Genomic DNA, 14,326 nt, shown 5'->3' on the forward strand with positions numbered 1-14,326 from the left:
TAGTTGAAAGGGAGGAAACGCCGCTGTCCTTAAGGAACCTTCATGTCGCACCGATTGCCGTTGGGTGAAGTTTCAATGACGTCACCCGTTACCCACAGGCTAGCCGAGCCAAGCGGGCAGATCGCCGCGATCCTTGCCCGTGACCGCAGCTTCCACACAGGCGGCCAGACTGCCGAAGCGCATTGTCCGCCCCGTGAGGCCCGGGCCGTAATGGGCATATTTGCCGGAATTCGTCATGATCACCGTCGCATCGACGGGAATGATCGGCTCGGTCACCATGCACCAGCAGGTGTCGTTGACGAGCGTGACGCCGAACGCCGTGAGCAGAGCCACATCGCCTGAGGCTTCTACCTTTGCCATCTCGGCGCGGCCGCAGGTGACGACGAGCGGCACTTGCGGATGGCGTGTCTTATTCCGACAGAGCGCTGCCAGGGCGGTAAGCTCGGTGGCTGAGAAATGCGGATTGCCGAGCGAGACCAATTGCACTGGACCCGCATCCGCGCCGTTTAGCTCGCGCCAGGCCCGCAGCAGGTCCTGATGGGTGAGTGAGATGGTCGGCAGGTCGAGCGTTGCAAATGCCTTGGGGCCGAGTGCCTCCGGCGTGACGTCAGCGATATGAAACATCGGTGCCGCCGAGGTGGTGGCAAACGCTGCCCCGAAGGCCTTCAGGGCATCCGTGTCAGGACTGTGCGCGGATACTTCCTCGATCAGCGGAATCGCATCGGGCGAGATTGTCCCGATCAGATAGCCGAGCAGTGGCCAGAAGCTGTCATCCACGCCCTCTAGCGGCGGCACGGTGACCTTCATCTGCGGCGCGCGCTCCTCCGGCAGATGACAGCCCGCTTTGGGGGCCCGTCCCGTCAGCGCAATCGCGATGTCGAGATAATCAGGATATTTCATCGTCCGGGCGCCAAGCACGCTGTTGGCATAGACGACGGCATTCGATTCCGCCCAGACGATCTGCTCGTCGCGCGCGGGTCGGTCGTCGAGCAGATAGGGCGCGCAGGTGAAGGTGGCTTGTGCGCCCATCGCAACATAGGCGTCGGCCACTGCGGACGCCGAACGCCCTAGATCCTCAGAAACACCCTGCGCCTGCCAGCGGCGGTGATCGACCGAAATCGCATTCAGCGTCGTCGGGACCACGACGCGACCGCCGAGATCGCGCAGTTTCTCGGCAAAGGCGAGGCCTCCAGGACCGGTATAGATGCAGCCGTCGATATGGGCGCGGGTGATGTCGATAAGCTCCTTTGCGCCTTCGAGCGCCGCCATCCTGAGCACCATGCGCATGGCAACGGCAGCCGCTTCGCCCCGCTCGCCCTTGAGAATGGCCTGGTCCTGATCCGTTAGCGCGATGTCTGAACCGATCTCGGCGATCGCATCGCTGATTCGGATGCGTTTCGCGGTCCGCAGCCCTGCAAACGCCTCTTTCCCGATAGCGATCACCGGGATCGACCGCCCGAAAACCTCCTCGGCGACGATGACGCCGAGTGTGATGATCGCCTCGGGATGCTCAAGCACGATCGCGGCTGGACCTTTTCCATTGAGGATCAGTTCGAGGATGACGCCGCTGCCGGTGCAGGAGCCGCGGCTGGTGGGCAGGGCGAGTACGCGGCCCGTCAGTCGCTCGCCGCTCAACGGGTGATGCCGGTCGATGATCTCGCCGGTAACGGCATCGGCACCGCCCCAGAAGCTGAGCGCCGTATCGGTGAACAAGACCTCGCCCTCGGCGGAGCCTGAAACGAGCACGCGGCCCGTGATGTCGACGGTGTCAGTGAGGCTGCTCATCATTCCGTCTCCGTAAGCGCCAGGACCGCAAAACTCGCCAGCCAGTGTTCACCCATATAGTCGCCAGCCACATGAGCGATCCCGGCTTCGAGATGCTCATGCGCGGCCTCGATCATCACAGGTCGGCGTGTGTCGGTGACCGGCACGGTGCGCGCCAGAGACGCCCAGCACCAGGCGCGGCTGAGGCTCAGGCCATCGAGATGGGCAATCTTGCCATCCGAGCGATCGGAGACGGAGGCGGGCGCAAACAGCGTGCGCGGCTGCTTGGCTGCAATGTCGGGCAGGAAACCGTCGAACCAGCGGGCGAAGTCGGTTGCCGACAGAAGCCGGCGCATGCATTCCGCCTCGATCAGCGTCGGCGACAGGAAGTCGTCGCCCGAGGGCTCGCCCCAGGCGGGGCAGGCGGTGTCAGAGCTGTACCAGCGCAGCGCGGTCTCCCGCAGCAGCTCGAGCAAACCGGTATCCTCGACCGTTTCGGCATAGTCGGCAGCGAGCCTCAGCGCAAAGGCGGTGTTGTAATGCGTGCCCACCCGCACCGGATAGGTGGCAAGCGGCAGGAAGTCCTGGAAACGCTGGACAATCCGCTCCGTCAGCGGCGACAGCGCGGCCCGCCAGGCAGTGTCCTCGTGGCCGTGCAACTCGGCGGCAAGCTTCAGCAGCCAGCCCCAGCCATAGGGACGCTCGTAACCGCGCGCCATCGGCCGGTCGAAATAGGCGCATTCGCCAGCGACCGTGTCGGGCACCAGCATCGTTGAGAAGAGATCGCGGATCGCCTGCGCTTCCGGCATTTCCGGATGGAGCCGCAACAGACGCGCCAGCATCCAGTAGCCATGCACGCAGGAATGCCAGTCATAGCTGCCGTAGAAGACCGGATGAAGCGCGGACGGTGTCCGTGCATCCTCAGGCCCTTCGAGCCCATGCAGGATATGATTGGGATATCCGCGGGTGACATGACCGAGCGCGATCGTCGCGAAGCGGGAGGCAAGCTCGGATGTCAGCCGCGTGGTCATCCCTTATTCCCCAGTTCCAGACGGTCGCCCCAGTCGGCCCGCCTGATGTCCTTGAAGGCCTCGCCATCGCGTTTGCTGAGCGTCAGCTCGGCAGCCGTGCCGTCGGTGCGACAGAGCTTGACCCGCCCGACACCGCCATTGACGCGCGGCGGAGAAAGTACCCGATCGCCGACGAGGGAAACAGGCTCGCGCGAAGCGGCGATGAAGATGTATTTCTCGTCCTCCCACGGCACTTCAGCGCCCTTCGCCAGACGATGCACGCGCGAACGCGCCACGCGGCGGGAGAAGTGGCACCAGTCCGGTGCCACGATCGGACAGTGTTCCGCATGCATGCAGGGCGCGACGAGATGCGCTCCGAGAGATCGCAATTTGTCGCGGACCACGAGGATGCGCTGCCAGCCGGCCGGCGTGCCGGGCTCGATGACGACGAGCATGCCCTCGGTAAGGCTCCAGAGCTTTTCCGTGACGGTTCCGATGGTTGCCGGCGGAAGCTCGTCCAGCACATAGGCAAGCGTCACGAGATCAGCTGGCCCAAGCGCCGGGATCTTGGCCGTCACATCACCCGCCTGCCAGTGGCTTTTCACGCTTCCGGAGGCGGCGAGCTTTTCGCCGACGCTGCGGATGGCGCCACTCGCTTCCACCATCTCGGCGGAGCCAAGGCTGGACCAGGTGTCGGCGGCTGCCCAGAGGGCTGTGCCGGGGCCGCAGCCGAGATCGATCAGGGTCTCCGGCTGAAAATCCGGTGCAGCATCCTCGACCATGGCGAGTGCTGCCCGAACGGCGGCGAAGGTTGCGGGCAGGCGGGTCGCAAGATAGGCCTTGGCGGCAAGCGCATCATCGATATGAAACCGCCCGTCGCGCACCTCGCGTCGATAGCGATCAGACAGAATTGCGCTCGCCTTGGCGATCCGTTCCAGCGGTTCGCCCTGGAGCATCTGGTCGACGGCGGAGCGGAGCGGGGCGGGAAGTTCCATGGGTGTCCTCAGCCGCGCCGCGCCGCCCATTCGGGGCGGAGAATGGACATCAAGAGGAAATCCGAGCGGCTGCCGTCGGGAAGAAGCGCTGCCTCGCGCAACACGCCTTCCTGAATGAAGCCGATCTTGCGGTAGACCGCCTGCGCACGCAGGTTACCGCTCACCACGTCGAGCCAGAGGCGATGGGCATAGGTTTCGAGAAAGGCAAAGTCGACGGCGCCAGCCAGAAGTGGCGTGCCCACGCCCTTTTCCGGGCTGGCAACGGCGATGCGCTTGACGCAGGCATTCCCGTCGCGCCGATTGAGATCCATAAGGATGACGAAGCCAAGCGTTTGGCCATCGTCATCCTCGCCGATCAGGTACGCAAACGAGGGGCTCGCAAGCTGCGCCATGTGCTCGTCAACGCCATAGCATCCGATGAATTGGTCATAGCCCGGCTTGCGCTCGGTCTCCATGATGAACGGGATGTCGGCCTCCGTTGCACGGCGCAGGGATAGCGCCGTCACGGATCAGAACTCCACCGCTTCGACGCGCTTGTCGACGAAGCGCAGGCCGACGCCGCCGGAGATCAGCTTCAGCGCGAGGTCGCCGAACAGCTCCTTGCGCCAGCCCTGGAGAGCGGCCACTTCGGCCTTCTCGCCTTCGGCTGCGATCTTTTCCAGGTCCTCGCTGTTGGCGATGACCTTGGAGGCTACGCCGTGTTTTTCCGAGGTGAGGCGCAGCAGAACCTTCAAGAGTTCGACCGCCGACTGCGTGCCTTCGGGTGCATGCGCGTGACGTTGCAAATGCGGCATTTCAGACTTCGGAAGTGCAAGGGCCGTATTCACCTGTTCGATGATGGCGGCGCCTGAAGATGAGCGTTCCCAGCCCTTGGGGATGGTGCGCAAGCGTCCGAGCGCCTCCACATCCTTCGGCTGCTGCTGGGCGATTTCGTAGATCGCATCGTCCTTCAGCACACGTGAACGCGGCACGTTGCGGGCACGCGCCTCGCGCTCACGCCATGCGGCAACATATTGCATGACGGCAAGCTCGGTCGGCTTGCGCAGCCGCATCTTCAATCGCTGCCACGCTTGTTCCGGCGGCAGGTCATAGGTCTCGCGGGATTCGAGGATCGCCATTTCCTCGGTCAGCCATTCCGCCCGGCCCTCCGCTTCCAGCTGGCCTTTCAGCTTCAGATAGACATCGCGCAGATGGGTGACATCGGCCAGCGCATAATCGAGCTGCTTTTCCGACAGCGGGCGGCGGCTCCAGTCGGTGAAGCGCGAGGTCTTGTCGATATGGACGTTCTTCACCTTCTGCACGAGCTGGTCGTAGGAGACCGAGTCGCCGAAGCCGCAGACCATGGCCGCAACCTGCGTGTCGAAGATCGGATGCGGGATGAGATCGCCGAGATGGAAGATGATTTCGATGTCCTGGCGGGCCGCATGGAAGACCTTCACCACGGCGGAATTCGCCATCAGTTCGAAGAAGGGCTTGAGGTCGATGCCCTTGGCCATCGGGTCGACGATGTATTCATGGTCCGGGCTCGCCATCTGGATGAGGCAGAGTTCCGGCCAGAAGGTCGTTTCGCGGAGAAATTCCGTGTCGATCGTGATGAAATCGGATTGGGCGAGGAGGCGGCAGGCCTCTTCGAGCGCAGCAGTGGTATCGATCATTTCGGCTCGGTCATGGAAACTACAGGATCAACCTTAGTTTCCCTTCTGGCCTTCCTTGTCAATATGAACGACTTGGAAAGCAGTCTGTAGCGGGCAATCCCGGGCCGATGTCCCCTTATTCGTCGAATTTGGCGCCCTTGAGAGCCGCGATGTTCTGGTTGTGGACGGCCTCGTAGGGTGCGAAGTAGGTGAGGGTTCCCGCTGCAAGCTCCGGCGCGATGAAGCTTTCAAGGCTCTGTTGGTCTAGGTCGGGATGATCCAGACGCGCAAGCAGTCGGGTAAGATAGTCGCGCGTGGCGGTCACCAGAGACGGCGGATAGCCGCCGGATGCGATCACCTGCTCGTCGCCATGATTGGGCAGGATGCGGCTGAAATCGAGCTTCGCCAGTCGGTCGAGTTCGGCGATGTGACGCGCCGTGTTCTCGGGCTCCGAGATATAGGTGACACTGTCTTCCAGCGTGTCGCCGGCCAGCAGCACACCGAGATGCGGCAGCAGCAGAATTGTCCCATCGGCACTGTGAATGTCGAACTGCATCAGCGTCACGGTGATGTCGCCGACCTGAAGCACCGTCTCGCCCTCGAAGGTCTCCGTCGGCATGACCACGGGGTTGATTGGCGGATCCTTCTCCGCAAGCACCTTGCGCTTCTCGATCAGCGTGTTGCGCGTCAGCGTGTTCGAGATGATCGGGCAGTCGATGAAGCCGGCATTGCCGGCGACATGATCGGTATGCCAGTGGCTGAGCACGACCCGGATGCTGGTGACGCCGAGGCTGGAGAGATGGCTGCGGATGGCACGCGCATGGTCAAAGGAGATATGCGTGTCATAGACCAGCGCCTCTCGCCCCGAGACGATTGCATAGCTCGCAACGCCGAGGCTGTAGGCGCCGTCGTCGAGCCAGTTCGGCTTGTCGGAATGCAGACGTTTGCCGAGGATGCGTCCATCGTAATAGGCAAACAGTCCCGGATAGGGCTCGTGGATCCGCATCGTCTCGGCAAGGCTCATACTCATGTTACCCGGAAATAGCCGGTCATGCCGGTCTTCTGGTGTTCGATGATGTGGCAGTGGAACACCCAGTCGCCCGGATTGTCGGCCACCAGTGCAAGCTGGATCTTTTCATCCGGCAGCACAAGATAGGTGTCCGAGACGAGCGGCTGCACCTGCCGCTTGTTCGAAGAAATGGCCTTGAAGTTCATGCCATGCAGATGGATCGGATGCGCATGTGGGGTGACGTTCTCGACATTGAGCAGATAGCTGCGGCCAAGCTTCAGCTCGGCGATCGGCGCAGTCGGATCGGGTGTGTCGCCGGGATAGGGCACCTTGTTGATCGCCCAGAAGGAATAACCGAGCGTCCCGCAGATCGAATCGCGGGCCGCACTTTCCGCAGTGGCGCTCAGCAGCAGCGGGATCTGGGTTGCGTTGGAGAGATCGGCGTCCACGCCGGCGTTTTGCACAAGCGGCCCGAGATCCCCGAGATCGCGTTTAAGCGATGAGCCAACGGCACGGAGCCGCGCAACGACCTTCGGTGTCGAGGGCCTGATGTCCTCCAGCACCATTTCCGACCCTTCGCTGTCGGCGATACGGACGGCGAGGTCCAGCCGCTGGCCGGGCGAGACTACGGCCATGTCGAGCGGCAGACGTTGAGGCACCGGGTGTCCGTCGATCGCGATGATCTGCGCGTCAGCGCCGGCAAGGCGCAAATTGTAGATCCGGGTCACATCGGCTGCAAGGATGCGGACCCGAACGACACCGCCCGCCGGAACGTCGTAGGTCGGCTCCGGCTGCCAGTTGGCGGTCCTGAGCGTCCCGAAGGTGCCCGTCTTTGCCGCATCGCGCGGTTTGAACTGTTCGATGAACTGGCTGTTGCCGCCAAGCCGGAAGTCGCGCAGGTTCAGCACCACCTCGCCATCGAAGACGGGATCGCGGTCGTCTTCAACGATCATCACGCCCGCAAGGCCGCGGCCCATCTGGGTCAGCGTGTTGCAATGCGGATGATACCAGAAGGTGCCTGCATCCGGCGGCGAGAAGGCATAGTCGAAGCGGTCGCCGGTATAGACGTAGGGCTGGGTGACGAAGGGCACACCGTCCTGGTCGTTCGGCAACCGGATGCCGTGCCAGTGGATGGTGGTCGGTTCGTCCAGCCGGTTGATCAGCTGCGCCTTGAAGGCTTCGCCGCGTCTGGCGCGCAGAATGGGCGGGGAGGGATCGGCCGACGTCTGTCCACCTAGCGCGTAACGCATCACCCCGCGCGTCGCCTGCTTGCCATCGAGCAAGACATCGCCTGTGAATGCCTCGATCTCGATCGGGTCGCTGGCAGCCAGCGCCTGGCTGAGACGCGGCATCACCGCAAGGCCTGTGCCGTATGCGCCAAGCACGGCTGCGGATTTGAGAAGGGTACGGCGGGAAACAAAGGTCACGGTCGGAACTCTCGCTGGTCGCCCCGTTTTTAAAGTTGAGGCGTGCGATCAGCAATAGTCCTGACCGTCCATACTGTCGCAGGCCTGACGATGCTCAGGTTAGCCGCCGTCCTTTTCGTTCGGCGGCGTCGCGAGCTTGCTGAAGAATGTCGAGGTGCGCAGCAGGCTGCGGAAGCGCATACGCCGCTTTTCGGTCGGCACCGCGTCGCGCACGCGAATGCGGGCGAGCGTATATGCCGCAAAAAACGTCAACACGACGATGACGTAAGCGAAGAGCGCATGCGGCCCGAAGGCCTCCATCAGGAAAGAGGCAATCAGCGGTCCGACGACAGCGCCGATCGACCAGAAGAACAGCGTGCCGGCCGAGACCAGCGCATGCTGGCCAGGTGCCGCATGGTCATTAGCATGCGCCGAGCAGAGCGAATAAAGCGGCAGCGCAAAGGCGCCGAAGGCGAAGATGCCGATGAAATTGGCAAGCTCTCCATCACCCGCCAGGAAGGCGAGGTAGATCGAGGCGAGCAGTGCCCCGATCGTCGAGACGAGGATGATCACGCGACGGTCGAGTTTGTCCGAATAATGCCCGAGCGGATATTGCAGCACGATTCCGGCAAAGATGCCGATGCTCATGAAGGTGGCGATCGCGGTTACCGACAGGCCGATGCCGTCGGCATAGATCGGCCCGAGCGAGCGGAAGCTCGAATTGGTAAGCCCGATGACGATACAGCCGACGGTGGCAAGCGGCGAGACCGACCAGAGCACCTTGATATCGAACTTCACATCCTTGGGCGGCGCGGGGCTCGACTTGTCAGCAAACGAGATCGGCACGAGCGAAAGCGACAGCGCCATGGCGATGATGGCAAAGAGATCGATGCCGCTGACCCCGAAGAGCGGGATCATATATTGCGCCGCCGTCACCGAACCGAGATCGACGAAGCGGTAGACGGAAAGTGTGCGCGCTCGTGTGGCATTGGTGACGCGGGCGTTTAGCCAGCTTTCGACGACGGCAAACAAGCCGGCAAAGCAGACACCCTGCACGAGACGCATCAGGAACCAGGAGATCGGATCGATCACCAGCACCATCATGATCGAGGCGGCGGATGCGATGGCCGCGAGCGCGGAGAAAGCGCGGATATGCCCGATCGCCCGCATGATCTTGGTGATGTAGACGCAGCCGATCACGAAGCCGATGAAATAGCCGGCACCCACCATGCCAATGACCGAGGTGCTGAAGCCCTCCTCGATGCCGCGCAGCGCGATGAACGTGCCCTGCAATCCGTTGCCGCCGATAAGGATGCCGGCGGTGATGAGAAGCGGGATAAGGGGGCGGATGTCGTGCATGTGAGGGCCTGCAGGCCGCGGCGAGGGCGTGTGATCATTGAGTCGGTGCCGTGGCAGGTCTGAATTCGTAGACCTGTTCGACAGACGGCGACAGGCCAAAATCGCGGCCCATCGCCATCCGCCCGGATTTAACCGTCAGAGGAATGGTCGCCCCTGGACGGCCTGCACGAAAGTACCGATGACCACGGCGATGGAGATGACGGCGCCAAGTGCGATGCCGGCTCTCGCGAGCCGGGGAGTGAAGCGGTCGAGGCCAAGGCCGAGGATCGGCATGGCCTGCATGATATGGGTGGCGAAGAAATGCGGCACGCGCAGATCCCCGCCGGTGCGCGACCAGCCGAACAGCGGCAACCCGCCGACATCCGTCTTGATGCCGCCGACCCAGTGGCCGGGACCGTCGATCTGGCCGCCGCCGAGCGCAAAGGCGGTGATCAGGGTGGTGATGCTGCCGAGCACGAGACCCCAGCCACCGCCAAGCCTTAAGCCCGTTGGCGCATCGGGTCTTGCACGCAGCAGGATATAGACGCCAATCACCAGGCTCGACAGCACCAGCAAAGCGGCGGCTGCGCCCATCACGCTATAGGCCATCGCCTCGAAGGGCGTCGAGTCGTTGAAATGCGAGGCGCGGCCCCGGGCGGCCTGCAGGGTGATGTAGAAGACTTCGCCATTTGCCGTGATCGCCGCCATCAGGCTCGCCAGGAAAACGCCGAGCCCGGCCCGCGTGCGCGCCTCGATCAGCGGCAGGAGCAGGATGAGCGTGAGAAGCATCATGGCCAGCGACGCCTGGAACTTCAGCGGCTTGCTCCAGACGCTGATGCCGTTGATCAGCCGGTCGTCGAGGCTAAGCGCCACAAGGCTCGGAAGGGCCAGCGCCACCGACAATCCGATGCCGACGATCAGCACACGGCGGGTTCTTTGTTCGGCAGCAGCAAGGTCCGGCGACGACGCGAGCATGACGCTGTCATTGAAGAGCATGGTCATCGGTCAGGCCTTTCGGGGGCTGAGCGCGGTTTCCGTCGCGCGGGTGAGATAAAAGAGCAGGAGGCCCAGCGGGCCAAACATGAAGGTCGCCACCAGCATTGGCGCCTGCAGCAGGCGATTGTAGCCGCGCCTGTCCGCCTCGACGGCAATCCAGGTGCCAATGAAGAGATCGAAGGCGAGGTAATGCACCCAGCCGGCGACAAGCACGGGGTCGCTGGTGAACAGCGCCCGAACCTCGGCGATCGAGCCAAAGCCGCCGCCCTCGACGCGGAAGAAGTAGACGAAGACGAGCACCGCATAGGTGAGCGACAGCGCGCCGATCAGGCCGAAACGGATGAAGGCGATCAGCACGTCCCAGCGCGGCGCGAGGATGAGCAGCAACCAGCTGGCCATCGCAGTGCTGCTGGCAATCGAAAACACGGTGTCGGGGGACATGGGAGCCTCATCTTGACGGTGACAAGATAAGAATGCGGGATAACTTGGCAATGTCAAGATTGATTTTGACGAGGTGGGCGTGAGCGGTTATGAAGGGGCATGGCAAGACAGAAATCCTATCACCATGGCGACCTGCGCCAGGCGCTGATCGGCACCGGGCTCGACATGCTCGAAGAGCAGGGCCTGGAAGGCCTGACGCTCCGCAAGCTCGCCGCCCGCGTCGGCGTGTCCCATGCGGCCCCCGAACATCATTTCCCGACCCTGCGTCACCTGATGACCGCCTTTGCCGTCGAAGGCTTCAGGCTGTTTGCCGCTTCGATGCGGGAGGCCATGGCGGCAGCCCCTGATGATCCGGCAGAGCAGCTACGGGCGGCTTCCCGCGGCTATCTGAACTTTGCCAGGTCTCGCCCGCATCTCTTCCGCCTGATGTTCACCGCAAACCGCCTCGACTGGGACGACCCGGCCATCGGCCCGCCCGCCAACGCCGCCCATGCCGTTCTCGAGGAAATCTCGTGGCCGGTGGCGAAGCGGATGAAGCTGGATACGCCGGAGGGCAGGGCGGCTGTCGAGCAACTCGTCTGGTCGCAAATCCACGGCCACGCGCATCTGATGATCGACGGCAAGCTGCCACCGGAAGGCGACGGCGGCACCGGCTGCGAGCCTTTTGCGGCGCCGCTAGATCTCGCGAGCGTGTTGTTGCCGGGGTAAGGGGGTGGGGCGTGGATTTGGCTCGTATCTTCAGCTGAAGTTCACCTCGCCAATTCATTATCGCAACTGTTTGTGTCGGGCGCAGAGCAGGCAGCCAAACACCGGTAGGATCTTCATGACACGGACTTATTCACCGAAAGACTTAATGAAGATCGCAATCGAAGAGCATCTAAGGTGTTCTCAATATCCACGTGTAGGCGCTGTCGTCTCGAAAGATGGTAAGATTCTCTCAACTGGGCGCCGTGGGGAGATGGATAAGCTCCATGCCGAAAGAATTGCCCTTGAGAAAGTCGCACCATCGGATCGTTTAGGTGCGACTGTTTACACGACTTTAGAGCCTTGCGTTTGCGTTTATGAAGATCAGACGACGCATTCTTGCACAGACCTAATAATCGCATCCGGTGTCAGAGCAGTCGTTATCGGAGTCCTTGACCCGAATGCATCAATTTACTCACAGGGCTTCAAAAAGTTATTGGAAAACAACATTAGCGTCAGCTTTTTCGATAGACGGCTCCGTGAGGCCGTCGAGCAAGAAACTTTTGAATATGGTGAGGTTCATCGGGTTGTCGGCGGGGGGAAGCGGCGCATTCCGGTTTTGGGTAGCGGAATTGAAATTAATGTCCAGTTCAGCCAATCAGATACAAGGACCATTCCGATTAGGTGGGCAACTTTGCAGGCTCAACACGGTTGTGTCGATCTGTCGAGCGTGAACGGAGCAGTTCGAGAAGCCGCAGGCGCGAGAACTTTCAGCGATATCACGGACCCAGAAGTATTTCGCTTTCCAAGCCATTTTGCGAGAATGAGGAGAGGCATGATCGCGGTTGTGCAGCCACAAGGAGCGACTTTCTGTGTGCTTATCAAGCTCTTGGAAATCTTCGAAAATGATATCCTCGTCCAATGGGAAGTGCGTAACAGGCGATAAAGGGATGGCACTGACATCTTGATCGATTGGAACGGAGCTATTGACTATATGGTTTCCGCCACAGCGGCCGAGATACAATCCATCCCGCCAGGCCACGCAGCCTTGACAAATCAGGCGCACCATGCGCTTTTCCGCCCGATTTTCTATCGGTCGCGCGCCTGTCTTGAGGTGCCCTTTCGACCGTCACATTCGGGATACCTGATCATGCATCGTTACCGCAGCCACACCTGTGCCGCTCTTCGCAAATCCGACGTCGGTCAGACCGTCCGCCTCTCGGGCTGGGTCCATCGTGTTCGCGACCATGGCGGCGTGCTCTTCATCGACCTGCGCGACCATTACGGCATCACCCAGGTCGTGGCAGATCCGGATAGCCCGGCCTTCAAGGCGGCCGAAACCGTGCGTGGCGAGTGGGTCATCCGCATCGACGGCCTGGTCAAGGCCCGCACGGACGACACCGTGAACAAGAACATGCCGACCGGCGAGATCGAGCTTTACGCTCAGGAAATCGAAGTGCTTTCGGCCGCCAAGGAATTGCCGCTGCCGGTCTTCGGCGAGCCCGATTATCCGGAAGACGTGCGCCTGAAGTACCGCTTCCTCGATCTGCGCCGCGATACGCTGCACAAGAACATCGTCAAGCGCACCCAGATCATTTCGTCGATGCGCACGGGCATGGCCGCTGCCGGCTTTGCCGAGTATTCGACCCCGATCCTGACGGCCTCGTCGCCGGAAGGCGCGCGCGACTTCCTCGTGCCGAGCCGCATCCACGAAGGCAAGTTCTTCGCGCTGCCCCAGGCGCCGCAGCAGTACAAGCAGCTTCTCATGGTTGCCGGCTTCGACCGCTACTTCCAGATCGCGCCCTGCTTCCGCGATGAAGACCCGCGCGCCGACCGTCTGCCGGGCGAATTCTACCAGCTCGACGTCGAGATGAGCTTCGTCACGCAGGAAGATGTCTGGGCGACGATGGAGCCGATGATGACCTCGGTCTTCGAGCAGTTCGCCGAAGGTAAGCCGGTCACCAAGGAATGGCCGCGCATCCCTTACGACGTCGCGATCCGCAAATATGGCTCCGATAAGCCAGACCTGCGCAACCCGATCGTCATGGAAGGCGTCACCGATCACTTCCGCGATTCCGGCTTCAAGGTCTTTGCAGGCATGATCGCCTCGAACCCGAAGGTCGAGATCTGGGCAATCCCGGCCAAGACCGGCGGCTCCAGAGCATTCTGCGACCGCATGAACGCCTGGGCGCAATCGACCGGCCAGCCGGGCCTCGGTTACATTTTCTGGAAGGAAGAGGACGGCAAGATTGCCGGCTCCGGCCCTCTCGCCAAGAACATCGGCGAAGAGCGTACCGAAGCGATCCGTCAGCAGCTCGGCCTCGAACCGGGCGATGCGGCCTTCTTCGTCGCCGGCGATCCGGCCAAGTTCTACAAGTTTGCCGGTGAAGCCCGCACCCGCGCCGGCGAGGAACTGAACCTCGTCGACCGCGACCGTTTCGAAATGTGCTGGATCGTCGACTTCCCGTTCTACGAATACAACGAGGACGAAAAGAAGATCGACTTCGCCCACAATCCCTTCTCGATGCCGCAGGGTGGTCTGGAAGCGCTGGAAAGCCAGAATCCCCTGTCGCTCAAGGCCTATCAGTATGACGCGGTCTGCAACGGCTTCGAAATCGCCTCGGGCTCGATCCGTAACCAGTCGCCGGAACTGATGGTCAAGGCCTTCGAGAAGGTCGGTCTGAGCCAGCAGGATGTCGAGGAACGCTTCGGCGGCATGTACCGCGCCTTCCAGTATGGTGCGCCTCCGCATGGCGGCTGCGCCTTCGGCATCGACCGCGTGGTCATGCTGCTCGTCGGTGCGAAGAACCTGCGCGAGATCTCGATCTTCCCGATGAACCAGCAGGCACAGGACCTTCTGATGAACGCCCCGTCGCCGGCAACGCCAGCCCAGCTGCGCGATCTGGCCCTGCGCGTCGTACCGCAGCCGAAGAAGGACTGATCCGCCTAAGGGATCTGGATATGACAAAGGCCGGGAGCGATCCCGGCCTTTTTCGTTGATCTCAGGTATAAAAAAAGCCCGGCTGCTTTCGCGGGCCGGGCTTCTCCA

13 protein-coding genes are annotated in these 14,326 nt (G+C 62.1%); 3 read left to right on the forward strand and 10 right to left on the reverse strand.

Going from position 1 to position 14,326, the window contains the following annotated elements:
* Nucleotides 1-99: 99 nt before the first annotated feature.
* The 10 genes from IP85_RS15325 to IP85_RS15370 form a co-directional block, all read right to left on the reverse strand.
* On the reverse strand, nt 100-1,785 hold the full coding sequence (locus tag IP85_RS15325; protein WP_054150712.1) for an aconitase family protein: 1,686 nt from the start codon (nt 1,783-1,785) through the stop codon (nt 100-102).
* Nucleotides 1,785-2,795 (reverse strand): DUF2891 domain-containing protein, encoded by a 1,011-nt coding sequence (locus tag IP85_RS15330; protein ID WP_054150548.1) that lies wholly within the window; start codon nt 2,793-2,795, stop codon nt 1,785-1,787. Before IP85_RS15330 ends, IP85_RS15325 begins: the two co-directional genes overlap by 1 nt.
* Nucleotides 2,792-3,769 (reverse strand): small ribosomal subunit Rsm22 family protein, encoded by a 978-nt coding sequence (locus tag IP85_RS15335; RefSeq protein WP_054150549.1) that lies wholly within the window; start codon nt 3,767-3,769, stop codon nt 2,792-2,794. Before IP85_RS15335 ends, IP85_RS15330 begins: the two co-directional genes overlap by 4 nt.
* A gap of 8 nt (nt 3,770-3,777) precedes the next feature.
* The gene (locus IP85_RS15340) at nt 3,778-4,275 is read right to left on the reverse strand and encodes a GNAT family protein (protein ID WP_054150550.1); all 498 of its coding nucleotides are present in this window, start codon (nt 4,273-4,275) and stop codon (nt 3,778-3,780) included.
* A gap of 3 nt (nt 4,276-4,278) precedes the next feature.
* Nucleotides 4,279-5,424, reverse strand: coding sequence for a ribonuclease D (rnd, locus tag IP85_RS15345; protein WP_054150551.1), 1,146 nt, complete (start codon nt 5,422-5,424; stop codon nt 4,279-4,281).
* 115 nt (nt 5,425-5,539) lie between these two features.
* Nucleotides 5,540-6,427: an MBL fold metallo-hydrolase gene (locus tag IP85_RS15350; protein ID WP_156322923.1), complete on the reverse strand. Its 888-nt coding sequence runs from the start codon at nt 6,425-6,427 to the stop codon at nt 5,540-5,542.
* 2 nt (nt 6,428-6,429) lie between these two features.
* Nucleotides 6,430-7,839, reverse strand: a complete 1,410-nt coding sequence (locus tag IP85_RS15355; RefSeq protein WP_054150553.1) for a multicopper oxidase family protein — start codon at nt 7,837-7,839, stop codon at nt 6,430-6,432.
* A gap of 99 nt (nt 7,840-7,938) precedes the next feature.
* Complete coding sequence (locus tag IP85_RS15360; RefSeq protein ID WP_054150554.1) at nt 7,939-9,177, reverse strand: MFS transporter; 1,239 nt, start codon at nt 9,175-9,177, stop codon at nt 7,939-7,941.
* Between the two features lie 135 nt (nt 9,178-9,312).
* Nucleotides 9,313-10,158: a hypothetical protein gene (locus IP85_RS15365; RefSeq protein ID WP_054150555.1), complete on the reverse strand. Its 846-nt coding sequence runs from the start codon at nt 10,156-10,158 to the stop codon at nt 9,313-9,315.
* A gap of 3 nt (nt 10,159-10,161) precedes the next feature.
* Nucleotides 10,162-10,593, reverse strand: coding sequence for an ABA4-like family protein (locus IP85_RS15370; RefSeq protein WP_054150556.1), 432 nt, complete (start codon nt 10,591-10,593; stop codon nt 10,162-10,164).
* A 99-nt stretch (nt 10,594-10,692) separates the two neighbouring features.
* Here IP85_RS15370 and IP85_RS15375 point away from each other — a divergent pair, with 99 nt between their 5' ends.
* The 3 genes from IP85_RS15375 (at nt 10,693) to aspS (ending at nt 14,218) form a co-directional block, all read left to right on the forward strand.
* Nucleotides 10,693-11,301, forward strand: coding sequence for a TetR/AcrR family transcriptional regulator (locus tag IP85_RS15375; RefSeq protein WP_054150557.1), 609 nt, complete (start codon nt 10,693-10,695; stop codon nt 11,299-11,301).
* A 115-nt stretch (nt 11,302-11,416) separates the two neighbouring features.
* Nucleotides 11,417-12,223, forward strand: coding sequence for a CMP deaminase (locus tag IP85_RS15380; protein WP_082347742.1), 807 nt, complete (start codon nt 11,417-11,419; stop codon nt 12,221-12,223).
* Between the two features lie 204 nt (nt 12,224-12,427).
* The gene (gene aspS / locus IP85_RS15385) at nt 12,428-14,218 is read left to right on the forward strand and encodes an aspartate--tRNA ligase (protein ID WP_054150714.1); all 1,791 of its coding nucleotides are present in this window, start codon (nt 12,428-12,430) and stop codon (nt 14,216-14,218) included.
* The last annotated feature ends 108 nt before the right edge of the window (nt 14,219-14,326 follow it).

Source organism: Rhizobium sp. AAP116, from assembly GCF_001295785.1.
Classification (GTDB): Bacteria; Pseudomonadota; Alphaproteobacteria; order Rhizobiales; family Rhizobiaceae; genus Allorhizobium.